This is a genomic window from Candidatus Aquicultor sp., assembly GCF_054640775.1.
In genome coordinates, this window is record NZ_JBTSLF010000061.1 from 1 (window position 1) to 14,760 (window position 14,760).

The following is a 14,760-nucleotide window of genomic DNA, read 5'->3' on the forward strand; positions in this document are numbered from 1 at the left end:
GAGAGATTATCGGCGGCATGGAGATCATCCGGGAGATTACCCAGGAGAAACAAGCTTTAAGTCAGATTAAGTCTGTGGTTGACAAGCTCAACAGCTCATTTAACGACCTTTCTACTAATGCAGATCAAATCACGGCTGTTACGATGCAAATAAGCTCGGCCATCGGTCAGGTTGCGCAGGGCGCCTCAGAGCAATCTGAAGCGGCAAGCAAAGCCGCAGGTTCCGTTGATTATGTCTCGGGCTCGATCAACGCCATGGTAGAAAGCGCAGAAGACCAAACCAAAAGCATCGCAGACTTGACCAACGGCATCAACGATATCATCGAAGTCATCGACGATATCGCAAGCCAGACCAACTTACTTGCTCTTAATGCCGCCATCGAGGCAGCAAGAGCAGGAGAGCACGGCAAAGGCTTTGCGGTAGTTGCAGATGAGGTAAGAAAACTCGCCGAGAGAAGCGCCAAAGCAACGGGTGAGATCGGTGATTTGATCCAGGAGATCCAGGAGAAGATCGGCGGGATTACCGAAACTAATACCGCAAAGACCAGAGAGGTGGCGTCTGCAACGTCTGAGCTGGTTGCGGCTGTAGATTCTATTGCGGCAACCTCGCAAGAATCGGCGGCCTCGGCCGAGCAGGTCTCGGCCTCCGCTCAGGAGCAAGGTGCGACGATAGAGGAAGTCACATCCTCCATCCAAGATCTAGCGGCTGTTGCCGGCGAGCTTAATAGTTTGCTGGAAGGCTACAAGATCGCGTAAGGTATCCGGCAAGGACCGGCCGTATATTTATTAAATCGATATGTGAAGGTGGGAGTATAAAAAGCTCTCACCTTTTCTGTTACTATGGGATGGGTATGGATTGTATTGAAAACGGGAGAGAGGGGTATGATTCTTTAGGATGTTCAGTATGAGATATTCTCCAGAGAAAACCGGTCTTATAATGTTTGCGGCAAGTCTTGCTATCGGACTTGTTATTTTTCTTGCCTTCGGATTCCCGGCCGGGGTGTTTTCATCGGGCAAAGGGTTGGTAAACTCATTTACCGGCTCGCCGTTCGGGTGGGTGGCCCTCTTTGGCGCCATGCTGGTCATCGCATCACCCCTCATCGGCCTCAGCATATGGGCCTATGACCGGGCTATTCGGGCAGAGATCGAGCGCCAGCAAAAGAAAAAGTCTACGGACGAAACCCGTCTTCGCCGGCTTAAATAACCGCAACCCTTTAAAAACTCACACGCTTGTCACAATGTTTCCTCCCACGGTGTTATATAGGTGAAATCGAAACGTAGGAGCGATCGTGATACGTAAAAAGAATCCTGAAGTAGTAATCTCAACGGATAATTTTGATTTCAAAGAGCTTTTTAACGCGAATTACTCGATGGTCTTTCGCCACCTCATGCTCATTGTAGGTGAGCTTGCGGTCGCCGAGGATCTCGCACAGGAGACGTTTATAAAGCTCTACGAAAAGCCGCCACAGGAATTTACCAATCTTGCCGGTTGGTTGATGAGGGTTTCGACGAACCTTGCTTATAACTACTTGCGCGGCGAGAAAAACCGCAAGAAGAGGGAGTCCATGGGCGAGCTGGTGGGCGAGCCATTTGACGAAGATTTCTTGCGTTCGAGCGAAGCACTTGAGGTGCGTAAGGCGCTTAAACTTCTGGACGAAAAACACAGAACCTGCCTTATCCTTAAGTTTTCCGGTTTCAGCTACGATGAGATCGCCGGGATAACCGGTATCAATAAAAAATCCGTCGGCAAAACTCTGGCAAGGGCGCAGGAAAAGTTCCGGCGGGTGTATGAGAGGAAGAGAGAACATGTGCTATGACGAGGGCACGCTTCGGGCCTACCTCGACCGTGAACTTCCGGGCCGGAAACGCTGGGAGATAGAAGCACATATCGCGACATGCAGCAGGTGCGCCGGGCAGGCCGCCCGGCTGCAGGATGCAAGTCTGCTCGCAGATACAAGCTTGACGGCCCTATCGAGAGAGATCAATAAACAGGGGAATTCCACCGAAGCGGCATGGACGCGTCTGGTACAAGATAAGCGTTTCGGCGCCCCGGCAGATACGAAAGGAGTTTACACAATGCTAAGCAGTAGACTAAAGCTCGTGCTGGTGCCGCTGGCTGCGGCCGTAGCCATTGCCGTGGCGCTCAGCTTTGCACCGGTACGCACCGCAATGGCGGATTTCTTGAATGTCTTCAGGGTAGATAAGGTCGAGACCATTACCATAACCGAGAAAGATATAAACGAGCTTCGCAGAGCCAGCAACAATGGCGGCAACGTTGATATCAAGAATTTCGGTAAAATCGAGACAAGCGGCATCGACCGCCGTGCACCACAGGAGACTACTCTCGACGGAGCGAAAAAAGCGGCTGATTTTGAGCTGAAGCTTCCCGCAAGCGTCGAGAGAGCGGGAGTACCCAAGTTTTCGGTAATGCAAGGGACATCGACCAGCCTTACGCTCGATGTTCAAAAGGCGAATGCGATAATCAAGGCGTTCGGCGGTACGAACCTGTTGCCAGCCGGGCTTAACGGTAAGAAATTCACGATGACGACTTCGGCGGCAATAATGGCTAATTATCCGAGGGAGAACGCCAGCCCGCTAATGATAGTCCAAAGCAAGAGCCCGGAAATCGTCTTCCCGGAGGGCGTAGACCCTAACGTGGTTCGCGATGTCTTGCTGAGCCTGCCCATCCTTCCCGATGGAATCAGGCAGCAGCTCGAGGAGATCAATGATTGGCAGCATACCTTGCCGATTCCTGCGGTTGAGGGATACACCAAGACCGAGCAGGTAAAGGTCAATGGGGCTGATGGGGTTTTCATGACTATGGATAAGGTGAAGGATAAGAGAATCAACGTTAATAACGCAAGCACGTTGATATGGCAGAACGACGGAATCGTCTACGGCATCAGCGGCGAGAACATAGGTCTGGACCAGGCCCAGGCTATCGCGGCCTCGATGAAATAACACTACATAATGCAAGATTGAGGGGCCGGGCCTGTCCCGGCCCCCTTTTAATGTTATGTGCTCTGTGATAAGGTACGGGTTGCTATGGCGATAAATGCGGTTATTGAGACCAAAGACCTTACAAAACTATACGGTAAGAAAGTTGGATGCGAGAAGATCTGCCTCACGGTCGACGAGGGGCAGGTATTCGGTTTTCTCGGGCCGAACGGTGCGGGAAAGAGCACCTTTGTAAAGATGTTGATCGGTCTCATCAAGCCGACCTCGGGAAGCGCCAGGCTCCTCGGATCGCCGCTCGGCGATGTGTCTGCCCGCAAGCGGATCGGCTTTCTGCCGGAGAACTTCCGCTACCAGGATTGGCTAACCGGGCGCGAACTCTTACGGTATCATGCCGCCCTCGCCCTGGTGCCGAAAGAACAACGCAAGGCCCGCATCGATGAAGTGTTGCGCCTAGTAAAGATCGAAGGGGCGGCCGATTCGAAAATCCGCACGTATAGCAAAGGAATGCAGCAGCGTATCGGAATCGCCGCCGCATTAGTATCCGACCCCGACCTCTTATTCCTGGATGAGCCCACCTCGGCGCTTGACCCAATCGGGCGCATGGAAGTGCGTGAGATTATCTCAAGTTTAAAGGAACGGGGAAAAGCGGTGTTCTTAAACAGCCACTTACTCAGCGAGATCGAGATGATTTGCGATAAGGTCGCCATCATCAAGAGCGGCAGGATCGTCGAGAGCGGCACGCTCGATGACCTCTTAAGGGGTAAAGTCGAAGTCGAGATAACCGCAGGCAACCTCAACGGTTTTTTTGGAGACGACTTTGCACGGTTCGGACGGGTTCTAAGCAGCGAAGGCGATACTGCATTGGTCGAGCTTAAAAATGAAGACATGATTCCCGAGCTTGCTGCACAGATCGTAGCCGGTGGCGGCAAGCTCTATAACTTAAGCCGCAAGAAACGCACGCTTGAAGAACTGTTCATGGGCGTGGTCAGGGACGGTGATTCGTAATGCTTACTATCGCGAGTTTGACGTTTAAAGAAGCCTTAAGAAAGAAGATACTGGTCGCGGCGCTGGTACTCACACTGTTATTCCTTGTGGTCTATGGGGTAGGACTGCATTTTATCAGCAGTGAGCTTTCAGCCCAGGAAACTCACTGGCGGACATCCGGCGCAAGCTTTTCGCAAGTAGAGACTAACATGATGCATGAGACCACGAGGAAGGCCTTCCTGCTGCTGGGCATCTATTTCGCAAGCTCAATCGTATCGCTGCTGGCTATCTTCTCAGCTGTAGGGTCGGTATCGTCCGAGATCGAAAACGGGATGCTGCATGCGCTTCTCGCAAAACCTATAAGGCGACGCAGCGTCATCCTTGGTAAATTCACCGGGTATGCGCTTATGCTCGCGCTCTATGCCACGCTTCTCTTTGTCTCGATTCTGGGGCTAAACCACTTTATCTTTAAGAGCAGCCTTAGCGGAACCCTGCCCGCAGTAGGGTTGTTCATCCTGGAGCCGCTTGTCCTGCTTGCTATCACGATTGCCGGGAGCACTAAGTTCTCGACGCTTGCCAACGGCATCATTGCGTTTATGGTCTACACAATCGGGGTCATCGGCGGCATGGCCGAACAGGTGGGCGCTATGGCGCAGATAAAAATGCTGGTCACCTCGGGTGAGGCGATAAGTCTTTTTATGCCGGTCGATGCGCTCTACCGCATGATAGCCGTCAACATCACCGGACCGTCAGCAAATCCGCTCTCAAATTTCGCGTTTGGGCCTTTTGGCGCCGTGTCCCAGCCGAGCAATGCAATGGTCGTCTACGCTTTCCTCTACATAGCTGCGTTTGTGCTGATTGCCGTACGCGCGTTCTCTAAAAGAGATCTCGGATAACAAAGAATATATGGATTAACTCAGCGCCATGACGATCGCACGTTTGACATCGCTTATTTGCTCCTCGTCGGAGAGTTTCTGTCCGAAGGTATCCCAGACATAGAAGACATCGATGACCTTATCGACGTTTGTCGAGACCTTTGCCAGGTGGATGTCGAGGTTAAGCTCAAACATCACCCTGGTAATGGTGTACAAAAGACCGATCCTATCCTGGGCGTGAACCTCGATGATCGTATAGAAGTCCGAGGATGAATTATTGATTTCGACTTCCGGGGATTTGCGCAAGACATCTTTTCCCCGGTAGTTCTTCGCTTTCTCGGCGATGCGGTACTCGAGGGCGATTTTGCCTTCAAGAGCGCGGTTGATATCGCGCCGGATTCTTTCCAATTTGTCTTCGCTTATGGAATTCTCGAAATACCCCTCGACCTTGAATATGTCGAGCGCAGTGCCATCGGACATGGTGTAGACCTGCGCGCCGAGAATATTGACGCCGTTGAGCGCAAGCGCACCGGATACCTTAGAAAAAAGTCCGGGCTTATCTTTTGCGATTAATGTGAGTTCGCACACGCCTTCCTTTTTTGCCGCGGTAGTTGAAATGCCTTCGCTGTGGTTTCGCATCAGCTCAAAGTGCCCGATAATATCTTCGCTCGACTGGGCGAGCAGGTAGGAGTGCGGCAGTTGTCTCATAAAGAGGTCTATCTGCTCTTCGGGATAGCTCTTCAGAAGGGCCGCTTTTGCCTTTGCTGCGGTCTTTCGCAACTGTCCGATGCTCTTCTTACTGGTATATTCACCGCTGTTGATAATGTGGAGCGCCTTTGAAAAGAGTTCCCGCAGCAGATTATCTTTCCAGGTATCCCATGCTTTAGGCCCTGTTGCGAGCGAGTCTGCGATTGAGATGAGGTAGAGCATCTTCAGCCGTTCCTCATGGACGATTATTTCGGCCAGGTCGATGATCATGTTCTCGTCGTTAAGATCGCGGCGCATCGCCACATCCGAGAGGAGCAGGTGATGTTCGACCAGAAAGCTCACGGTTTTGATATCCCGTGAGTCCATGCCCATCCGAGCGCAAACCTCTTTTGCGATTCTGGCGCCGCGTTTGGCATGGCCCTTACCCGAGCCTTTACCGATGTCATGCAGGAGTGCCGCAATAAGCAGCAGGTCCTTGTGCTCGATCTCCTCGTAAATCTGCTTGAGCAGGGGGTTACTCGTACTATAGGCCCCCGAGCCCATCTTTTGCACCTCGGCGATCGTTAAAAACATGTGCATATCCACCGTATAGAGATGGTAGGAGTCGTATTGCGGTAGGCAGCGAACATGCGACCACTCAGGGATGTAGCGGCTTAATACTCCCAGGTAATCCATAGTCTCGAGGATGGGGAGCGCCGCCTCACCGGCCTTTAATATATCGACGAAGTCACCGAGCATCTGCTGTGTCCAGGCCACGGGAGTGTTGTTTTCATCAAGGCTTTTTCTGATCACACCCAGGTTTTTGTAATCGATCGAGAGATTCTCGGTGATCGCCCGCTTAAATAGGCTAAGTTCCAGGCCGGGGTGCTCGATGATAGCCGCAGGACTTGTTAGGGAGAGCTTGCCGTTCGACATGACAAGGCCGTCTGTCGACCCGTGTCTTAGAGCGGCAGCTTTAAAGCCCCTCTCCTTCAAGAACGCGTCTTTAAGCTGTCCGCGCAGCGACCGTGCAATCAGCTCGATGGCGCTCGCGTGGGTGTAAAACGAGCGCATAAACCGTTCGGTGCCCGAGATGCCGTTCTCGTTTCTAAACCCGAGCACTTTCGATATCTCCTCTTGATATTCGAAGAAGAGCCGGTCGTTTTCACGCCCCGTTATGTAATGCAGGTGGTTTCTAATGAGCAGCAAGAACTCAAATGCCTGCTCCAGCATTTTTGCATCAAATTCGGTAAGGTAACCCCCGGCAATGAAATCCTTAAGTGAGGTATAACCGAGGAGCCCCCTTGCGGCCCAGAGGATTGCATGGATATCGCGCAGGCCTCCTTCGCCTTCTTTAATATCCGGCTCAAGCAGGTAGGCGGTCTGCCCGAATTGTTTGTGGCGCACTTCGTTCTCTTTGAGTATCGCCTGAAAGAAGCGCTTGCCGCCCCTTGAGCGCAGTTGCCTGATCATCCCTTCCTCAAGGTCTACAAGCAGCGCACCGTTTCCGGCTATAAGGCGACCGTCGAGAATCGATGTCTGTACCTCTAAATCAGTGGCCGCCATAGAGAGCGTTTCTTTAACCGTACGCGTGCCGTGTCCGACCTGCAAGCCCAAGTCCCATAGGGGATAAAAAATCCCTTCGGCAATACGCTTTAGGGACATTTTATCCTTCATCCGGTGAAGGACCATGAGATCGATATCTGAGAAGGGGCAAAGCTCGCGGCGGCCATAGCTGCCAAGGGCTATCACTGCGATGTTTTCCGTCGCGCCGCTTTTTAATCCGGCTTCACTCAATGCCTTGTCTGCCAAGGCTTTTATGATGTCGTCAATCAAATCCGAGTGCTCGTTGGTAAAACCGCGCCCGGAGGGATGCTTCGTATACTCCTGCTTCAGCCTTTTCAGGCCTTCTGCATAAAACAGATTAATATCTTCTATATCTCTTTTATCTTTATTATTTTTTATATCTTCTGCAGGGTCTGCCAATGCGGCCCCACCTTTATACTGGATTCTAACGTACTAGATCGCGTCGTTTCCGCGCTCGCCGGTGCGGATGCGGACGACGTCTTCAACCGGAAGAACAAATATCTTGCCGTCTCCGATCTTGCCCGTGCGCGCCGATTCCATAATCGCATCGACGACCCGGGGGGCAAGCTCTTCGGTCACCATGACCTCGATTTTAACTTTCGGAACAAAATCGACGCGGTACTCGGCGCCGCGGTAGACCTCGGTATGTCCCTTTTGCCGCCCGAAGCCTTTTACTTCGTAGGCGGTAAGTCCCTGCACGCCCACTTTGCTAAGGGCGTTTTTTACGTCGTCGAGCTTAAACGGCTTAATAATGGCCTCTATTTTTTTCAACTGACTTCATCCTCCTTCGCGGGAACACAACAGTTTATTTAAGGTGTCTCAGTCGACGCCGTTGATACTTGAGGCGCCGGGTGGACATCGAACGCGCCCGAGCTTACAAAGCCCCCGGCGCTTCCACTAAGACCTGAGAGGTCATAGCCGACCTCGCTGTGTTGCGAAAGGTCAAGACCTGTGATCTCATCTTCTTCATCGACGCGTACGCCGATAAGTTTATCGACTACCTTAAATATAACCATGCTCGCGATAAAAGAGAACCCCACAACGACGACTACGCCCAGTGCTTGTATCCCGAGAAGGGCAGCATTGCCGAAAAATAGACCGTTGCCGGCGGTGCTGTTTATCGCGGCCGACGCGAATAAGCCGGCGGACAACGTCCCCAGGATTCCACCTACACCGTGTACACCGACGACATCGAGTGAATCATCGTAGCCGAACTTAAACTTTAATGAAATGGCGTAGTAGCACACAATACCTGCAGCCAGGCCGATTAAAATCGCCGCGGAGGGACTGACGTATCCTGCCGCGGGCGTGATTGTTGCAAGACCCGCGATTGCGCCGGTCGCCGCCCCGAGCGTGGTAGGTTTACCGCCCTTTAACCACTCGACGACGACCCAGCTTACGGTCGCCGCGGTCGCCGCGATGTGCGTTGTCACAAATGCGTTGGTTGCAAGGCCGCCGGCCGACAGCGCGCTTCCCGCGTTAAAACCAAACCACCCGAACCAGAGGATTCCGGTACCGATGAGGGTAAGCGGGAGGTTATGCGGGATGATCGGCTCCGTGCCGAATCCCCTTCGCTTGCCGGTAAATATAGCCGCCGCAAGCGCCGCCGCACCCGAACTCGCGTGAACGACGATTCCGCCTGCGAAGTCGAGAACACCGAGTTCGCGCAGCCATCCGCCGTTACCCCAAACCCAGTGGGCGACGGGTAGGTAAACGATGATGAACCACGCGATTGTAAACGCCAAGAACGAGCTGAACTTCATCCGCTCCGCGAACGCACCCGTGATAAGGGCGGGCGTGATGATCGCGAACATCGCTTGAAAAATCATAAACGCTTCGTGGGGGATGGTCGGCGCATACGCAGCGTTCGGCGCCAGTCCGACCCCTTTTAGTCCGATGTAACTTAAATCGCCGATGAGTCCGAACTTGTCGGGACCGAAGGCGAGGCTGTACCCGAACAGCATCCATAAAAGATTGATAATGCCGAGGATGATAAAGCTCTGCATGATGGTGCCGAGTACGTTTTTGGTTCTTACCATACCGCCATAAAAGAGAGCGAGCCCCGGGGTCATAAACATGACCATAGCAGCGCAGATAAGAATGAAGGCGGTATCGCCCGTGTTAATGTTTTGCATGGTATCCCTCCATCTTTAAAGGCGCGCAAGCATAACCAATCATCCACCCGAACGGACGAAACGGTTCCCGAACTGCTTGTCTGCTGCACCTATCTGACGACCAGATACCAGGCCTGGCTAAGTTTATTCTACGCATAAATTGTTACGCCGGTGTTTCTCTAAGATTAAATCCTTGTTTCTTTAAGGTTAAATGCATGTTACGGAAAGGCCGTTCAAATATTTGTGAAAATTATCTCTTGACGAAAGGAAAGCAAACTGGCATAACCACACCAACCAGTCGGTATAATTTTAAGGTACCGTGCTGGGATTAAAGCCTTAAACCACACTGATACGGCTGACACAACCATAGACGATCTCAACGACGACCTCTTGTTCAGAGGCTTGCCGTAAACACTTACAAGGAATTACTTGCAAAACTACATAACAAGGAATTACCTGCAAGATGCAAAAACACAAGAGGGCCCAGCAAAAGCTGGGCCCTCTATTTTGTGGCAGATGCTTTTAAAATAGAGAGAGCCGGAAAGCTGATAAATTGAAATCTGACCTGAACCGATATATATTGGTAGTGAAAGGTAAGCCCCGAGAGTTCATTTTTAACGTTAAGTGGCGCATTGCGAAAATCGGAGCGCTTGATTGGATCATTATGAAAAAAGCAAAAACCAATTCCGAAACAAAAGAGAGGCTAATCGTTGCGGCCCAGCAATTAATGCAGACGAAGGGATTTGTCGCAACGTCTGTAGATGAGATTTGCCAAACGGCAGGCCTTTCAAAGGGAAGCTTTTTTCATTATTTTAAGAGCAAAGAAGACATAGGAAAAGCTGTATTGGACCACTATTCCTCATCGATTTACCATTTGATCGAAACAGAAGGATGTTTTAGTGAGAGCGACCCGCTCAAAAGCGTCTACGAAATTATCGATCTCTATATCATAGTAAGCACAAATCCCGAGCGTCAAACGAATAGTATAGTCGGTAGCTTTGCCCAGACGCTCTCCCAAACACACCCGGAAATTCGTGAGATATGCGGCAATCACTATAGCTGGCTCGCCGGGACAATAAAACGGTATCTGGATGAAGCGAAAGCAAAATATGCGCCGGAAGCTGTTATTGATACTCGAAGTTTAGCTGACTATTTTATCGCGACTTTCGAGGGCTCCTTGATCCTGGCAAAAGCCACGTTAGATCAAGGTGTGATCCAGAGAAATCTTCTCCTTTATCGCCAGCATATACATGATTTATTTGAAAAGTAACTTCGCGTGCAGCCGTGCGCTTAAGATTAAAACCCAAAAAGGGGCGGTTCGGGCCGCCCCTTTTTGCATGGAGGGATCTCCATATCTATAACCTTAAGCAAATCTATTGTATTGGTTAAATCGCATCGTTGCCGCGTTCGTTGGTACGAATCCGGATCGCATCCTCAACGGGAAGGATGAATATCTTACCATCGCCGATCTTGCCCGTCTTTGCTGCATCCATGATGGTATCTACTACTTGTGATGCAAGGTCATCCTCAACCAGGACTTCGAGTTTTACTTTCGGTACGAAATCTACCGTATACTCAGCACCCCTGTATACCTCGGTGTGGCCTTTCTGCCGGCCGAATCCCTGGACTTCGGATACGGTAAGACCTTTTATGCCGATACCGCTCAGGGCATCTTTTACTTCGTCGAGTTTAAACGGCTTAACTATTGCCTCGATTTTTTTCACCGGTACCCCTCCCTATTGCGGCTTACTTGCCGGGTTTGCCTGCATTGCAAAGCTTGTCTCGGGCTTAAGGACCGCCGAGCCGGGTATTCCATGCTCCATGGTGCCGCCGCCGAATCCTCCAAGCGCATAGCCTGTCTCGTTGTGCTGCGAGAGATCGAGGCCGGTAACCTCGTCTTCCTCGCTGACCCTAAGACCCATAACCGCATCGATAACTTTTAGGATTATTGCAGAACCTATGAATGAGTAGCCTATGGTAACCGAGATAGCGATCAACTGAATAAGTAGTTGTTTCGGGTTGCCGTGTAAGAGGCCGTTAAACCCGGCTGAGTTGATCACCGTAGTCGCGAACACACCCGTCAGCAGTGCTCCAATGATTCCGCCTACACCGTGTACTCCGACAACATCAAGTGAGTCGTCGTAGCCGAGTTTAAACTTGAGACCGACCGCCAGGTAACAGACGATGCCCGCTGTAAAGCCGATGGCTACTGCGGCCAACGGGCCTACAAAACCTGAAGCTGGTGTGATGGCAACAAGTCCTGCGACCGCTCCAGAGGCCGCACCAAGCGTTGTGGGCTTTCCGGTCTTGATCTTCTCGATAAGCAACCAACCAAGTGCTGCAGTGGCCGATGCAATGTGGGTCACAACAAAAGCTATCGCAGCCAGGCCACCCGATGTAAGGGCGCTTCCTGCGTTAAACCCGAACCATCCAAACCAGAGGATGGCGGCACCCGTAAGCGTCATCGGAAGGTTGTGCGGGGACATGGCCTCTTTGCCGAACCCCTTGCGCTTGCCGATAATAATCGCCGCCGCAAGCGCCGCAAATGCCGCGTTGATGTGGACGACCGTACCGCCGGCGAAGTCGAGTGCGCCAAGGTTTCTGATCCAGCCGTCGACACCCCATACCCAATGGGCGACTGGGCTGTAGATAAACGTCATCCATGCGATCATAAATACTAAAAATGAACTGAATTTGATTCTTTCGGCAAAAGCGCCGGTAATAAGGGCGGGTGTGATGACGGCGAACATCATCTGAAACGCCATAAAGAGAATATGCGGTATGGTCGCTGCATAATCCGCATTTGGCGCCATCCCGACACCCTTAAGCCCAATCCAGCTTAGGTCCCCGATTATATGAAATTTGTCGGGTCCGAACGCTAAGCTATATCCGTACAGTATCCAAACGATTGTGCCTACGCCGAGCATGATAAAACTGTGCATCAATGTGCCGAGTACGTTTTTGTTGCGGACCATGCCCCCGTAGAATAGCGCGAGCCCCGGTGTCATAAACATAACCAAGGCCGTCGATATCAACATCCATGCGGTATCGCCGGTATTGATATTTTGCATTGTAAATCCCTCCATTCGAAAAATTAAAGTCTTTTTCACAAACACTTCACAGCTGCTGTTGAGTTAATAATAGCCATCTAGTGTTTCAGCGAAGTTTCGCTCCCATTAAATATGTGTTGCATTCCGGTTACGAATTTATTTCTACCAGGTTGATGGGAAGTTAACAGAGGCCAGAGATTTGACTTATTTTCAGCGAGCATCATTGCGTCTATCCTCACCCCGCGCTGCTGAATACGCTATAATCACTTCATGGATACACTTCAGGGATTACGGATGTGCCCGCTTTTTGCGGGGCTGCCGGAGGATAATCTTAAAGAACTCAGCACGATAGTGATAGGTAAGAAATTCACCCGTGGCGAACTTATTTTCTCTGACGGTGATGCCGGGGAAGGCTTCTATATCGTCGTTCACGGGCGCGTGAAGCTTTTTAAGCTTGGAATGGACGGGCGGGAGCAGATCCTGCATTTCGTTTCAAACGGCGACCCCTTTGGCGAGGTAACGCTTTTCTCCGGGGTCTCGTATCCCGCGTTTGCGAGAGCCGTTACCGATCTCGAAGTCATGTTCTTTAAACGTAATGATTTTGAGGCCCTTGTTCGACAAGATCCGCAGCTCAGCCTCAATATGATCGCTATTATGTCTCATCACCTCCGCCGGTTTGCAACGCTGGTGGAAGAGCTATCCCTCAAGGATGTACCGGCGCGCGTTGCGAAATACCTCCTGGATAGCGCCACGCGGAGCGGCCGCACTGTCGCTTCCGGAATCGAGTTTGACCTCGATATAAGCAAGACAGAACTCGCCCAGCGCCTCGGTACGATCAGCGAAACCATTTCCCGCACGCTCGGGAAGATGAAATCGACCGGTATCATCGATACCAACGGTAAGAAAGTAACCATCCTCGATATCGATACCCTTGAAGAGGTCGCTTCCGGTTTGAGGAAATAACCATCCCGTAAAATCCGGAAGATTTCTAAAAAATTTCTAAGAAAATCCCCCATCCTTGACTTAAGTCAATGTCGACCGATTCGGTGACCTTTATCATAAAACCTAGATTTATGAAGTCTACGAAGACTTATTGAGCACCCATGTGGAAAAGGAGGCAATTATGACTGCAAAAACGCTCAGGAAGATCGTTGAGATCGATGAGGAACGATGTAACGGCTGCGGTCTCTGTGTGAGCCCCTGCGTTGAAGGCGCTATTCAGATCATTGACGGTAAGGCAAAGGTTATAAAGGAAGAGCTGTGCGACGGCGCGGGTTTCTGTCTTGGAACCTGCCCGATGGGCGCGCTCACCATTACCGAGCGTGAGGCCGGCGAGTTCAACGAGGAAGCGGTCCACGAACACAAGGCGGCCCAGAAGGTCGACCCGGTCACCCAGCATTGCCACTGGTGCGGCAGTGCCGATAGCGACAGGCCGCTTATGCCCGTGCGCTACAAGGGCGACAGCGTGTGGGTTTGTGTAAGATGCCTGCCCCAGCTTATTCATGGATAAGCACCGGTAGTAAGTTCGGTTTCACTTTAGTCTTTCGTCCTCCCGGCCCCTCCGGTGGGCGAAAGGCTAGATTTTAGTTAGTCGTAACACTAAGGTTTGTATGGTTTTCACTATTACAAAGGAGGACGAGAAATGTTTTGTTATCAATGCGAACAGACATCGAAAGGCGTGGGTTGTACGGTAGGTGGTACCTGTGGGAAGATGCCGGATGTTGCAGCCTTGCAGGACCTTCTCACGTATGCGGTCAAAGGGCTCGCGCTCATCGCATCTGAGGGCAGGAAGGTCGGCGTAGTCGACCCGGAAGTCAATAGATTCACCGTCGGGGCGCTTTTTGCGACCTTGACCAATGTAAACTTCGATCCCGAAAGGCTCGCTCGGCTTATCATCCGTACTGTGGAGTTACGTGAGGAGCTGAGAGTGAAAGTAATGGCTGCTGGCGGTACTGCTGATTTTGCCGAAGAAGTAACGATGTGTATCCCCGCACCTACGATCGAGGAAATGGTTCGCCAGGGTCAGGCCGCCGAGTGGGTTGCGCCCCAGTCGACCGGGAACCCGGATATCAAGTCGCTTCAGGATATCCTGCTCTTAGGTCTAAGGGGTGTTGCGGCATATGCGGACCACGCGGCGATTCTCGACCAGGAAGATGACGCGGTCTACGGGTTCATCCATGATGCGCTTGCGGCGCTTGCCCGTGGCACCGGCGAGATGAACGATTGGCTCGGGCTCGTACTTAAGACCGGTGAGATCAACCTGCGTGCCATGGAGCTGCTCGACGCGGGAAATACCGGCCGCTACGGCCACCCGACCCCCACAAAAGTCCCGCTTGGGCACAAACAGGGTAAAGCGATCGTGGTCTCGGGCCATGACCTAAAAGACCTCGAGCAGATTCTCAAGCAGACCGAGGGCAAGGGCATCAACGTCTACACGCACGGTGAGATGTTGCCGACCCACGGGTACCCAGAGCTTAAGAAGTACCCGCATCTCTATGGGCACTAC

The 14,760-nt window shown here is 51.8% G+C and carries 15 protein-coding genes; 10 read left to right on the plus strand and 5 right to left on the minus strand.

The features are described from left to right. The 6 genes from ACYC56_RS06725 to ACYC56_RS06750 all read left to right on the plus strand — a co-directional run. The coding region (locus ACYC56_RS06725) for a methyl-accepting chemotaxis protein (RefSeq protein WP_461373411.1) at positions 1-755 on the plus strand (755 nt) is incomplete at its 5' end. Positions 756-903: 148 nt separating this feature from the next. Then, positions 904-1,203 (plus strand): hypothetical protein, encoded by a 300-nt coding sequence (locus ACYC56_RS06730; RefSeq protein ID WP_461373412.1) that lies wholly within the window; start codon positions 904-906, stop codon positions 1,201-1,203. 85 nt (positions 1,204-1,288) lie between these two features. After that, positions 1,289-1,816 carry a sigma-70 family RNA polymerase sigma factor gene (locus tag ACYC56_RS06735; RefSeq protein WP_461373413.1) on the plus strand — a complete coding sequence of 176 codons (528 nt, stop codon included), beginning with the start codon at positions 1,289-1,291 and terminating at the stop codon, positions 1,814-1,816. Beyond that, positions 1,788-2,960 carry a zf-HC2 domain-containing protein gene (locus ACYC56_RS06740; protein WP_461373414.1) on the plus strand — a complete coding sequence of 391 codons (1,173 nt, stop codon included), beginning with the start codon at positions 1,788-1,790 and terminating at the stop codon, positions 2,958-2,960. Before ACYC56_RS06735 ends, ACYC56_RS06740 begins: the two co-directional genes overlap by 29 nt. An 84-nt stretch (positions 2,961-3,044) precedes the next feature. Beyond that, on the plus strand, positions 3,045-3,962 hold the full coding sequence (locus ACYC56_RS06745; protein ID WP_461373415.1) for an ABC transporter ATP-binding protein: 918 nt from the start codon (positions 3,045-3,047) through the stop codon (positions 3,960-3,962). After that, the gene (locus ACYC56_RS06750) at positions 3,962-4,837 is read left to right on the plus strand and encodes an ABC transporter permease (protein ID WP_461373416.1); all 876 of its coding nucleotides are present in this window, start codon (positions 3,962-3,964) and stop codon (positions 4,835-4,837) included. The genes ACYC56_RS06745 and ACYC56_RS06750 overlap by 1 nt, the downstream gene beginning before the upstream one ends. A 15-nt stretch (positions 4,838-4,852) precedes the next feature. Here ACYC56_RS06750 and glnD read toward each other — a convergent pair whose 3' ends face one another. The 3 genes from glnD to ACYC56_RS06765 are packed head-to-tail and all read right to left on the minus strand — an operon-like array spanning position 4,853 to position 9,216. Continuing rightward, entirely contained in the window at positions 4,853-7,489 is a 2,637-nt protein-coding gene (glnD, locus tag ACYC56_RS06755) for a [protein-PII] uridylyltransferase (protein WP_461373417.1), read from the minus strand. A 33-nt stretch (positions 7,490-7,522) separates the two neighbouring features. After that, positions 7,523-7,861 carry a P-II family nitrogen regulator gene (locus tag ACYC56_RS06760; RefSeq protein WP_461373418.1) on the minus strand — a complete coding sequence of 113 codons (339 nt, stop codon included), beginning with the start codon at positions 7,859-7,861 and terminating at the stop codon, positions 7,523-7,525. 38 nt (positions 7,862-7,899) lie between these two features. Beyond that, positions 7,900-9,216: an ammonium transporter gene (locus ACYC56_RS06765; RefSeq protein ID WP_461373425.1), complete on the minus strand. Its 1,317-nt coding sequence runs from the start codon at positions 9,214-9,216 to the stop codon at positions 7,900-7,902. Positions 9,217-9,868: 652 nt separating this feature from the next. On the opposite strand from ACYC56_RS06765, the gene ACYC56_RS06770 reads away from it, so the two are divergent. Further along, on the plus strand, positions 9,869-10,474 hold the full coding sequence (locus tag ACYC56_RS06770) for a TetR/AcrR family transcriptional regulator (protein ID WP_461373419.1): 606 nt from the start codon (positions 9,869-9,871) through the stop codon (positions 10,472-10,474). A 115-nt stretch (positions 10,475-10,589) separates the two neighbouring features. Here ACYC56_RS06770 and ACYC56_RS06775 read toward each other — a convergent pair whose 3' ends face one another. Both ACYC56_RS06775 and ACYC56_RS06780 read right to left on the minus strand, forming a co-directional pair. Further along, on the minus strand, positions 10,590-10,928 hold the full coding sequence (locus ACYC56_RS06775) for a P-II family nitrogen regulator (protein WP_461373420.1): 339 nt from the start codon (positions 10,926-10,928) through the stop codon (positions 10,590-10,592). Positions 10,929-10,940: 12 nt separating this feature from the next. Beyond that, entirely contained in the window at positions 10,941-12,275 is a 1,335-nt protein-coding gene (locus ACYC56_RS06780) for an ammonium transporter (RefSeq protein ID WP_461373421.1), read from the minus strand. Positions 12,276-12,524: 249 nt separating this feature from the next. Between ACYC56_RS06780 and ACYC56_RS06785 the strand changes: the two genes are divergently transcribed. The 3 genes from ACYC56_RS06785 to ACYC56_RS06795 form a co-directional block, all read left to right on the plus strand. Next, a complete protein-coding gene (locus ACYC56_RS06785) occupies positions 12,525-13,217 on the plus strand; it encodes a Crp/Fnr family transcriptional regulator (protein ID WP_461373422.1) in 693 nt (230 codons plus the stop codon). Between the two features lie 160 nt (positions 13,218-13,377). After that, complete coding sequence (locus ACYC56_RS06790) at positions 13,378-13,764, plus strand: ATP-binding protein (protein WP_461373423.1); 387 nt, start codon at positions 13,378-13,380, stop codon at positions 13,762-13,764. Positions 13,765-13,896: 132 nt separating this feature from the next. Then, a partial coding sequence (locus ACYC56_RS06795) for an anaerobic carbon-monoxide dehydrogenase catalytic subunit (RefSeq protein WP_461373424.1) occupies positions 13,897-14,760 on the plus strand: 864 nt, incomplete at its 3' end.

Excerpts from the sequence above, each read along its gene's own strand:
- ACYC56_RS06780 (WP_461373421.1), bottom strand. The coding sequence starts at position 12,275 with ATGCAAAATATCAATACCGGCGATACCGCATGGATGTTGATATCGACG.
- ACYC56_RS06750 (WP_461373416.1), top strand. The coding sequence starts at position 3,962 with ATGCTTACTATCGCGAGTTTGACGTTTAAAGAAGCCTTAAGAAAGAAG.
- ACYC56_RS06745 (WP_461373415.1), top strand. The coding sequence starts at position 3,045 with ATGGCGATAAATGCGGTTATTGAGACCAAAGACCTTACAAAACTATAC.
- ACYC56_RS06785 (WP_461373422.1), top strand. The coding sequence starts at position 12,525 with ATGGATACACTTCAGGGATTACGGATGTGCCCGCTTTTTGCGGGGCTG.
- ACYC56_RS06770 (WP_461373419.1), top strand. The coding sequence starts at position 9,869 with ATGAAAAAAGCAAAAACCAATTCCGAAACAAAAGAGAGGCTAATCGTT.
- ACYC56_RS06730 (WP_461373412.1), top strand. The coding sequence starts at position 904 with ATGAGATATTCTCCAGAGAAAACCGGTCTTATAATGTTTGCGGCAAGT.
- ACYC56_RS06790 (WP_461373423.1), top strand. The coding sequence starts at position 13,378 with ATGACTGCAAAAACGCTCAGGAAGATCGTTGAGATCGATGAGGAACGA.
- ACYC56_RS06740 (WP_461373414.1), top strand. The coding sequence starts at position 1,788 with ATGAGAGGAAGAGAGAACATGTGCTATGACGAGGGCACGCTTCGGGCC.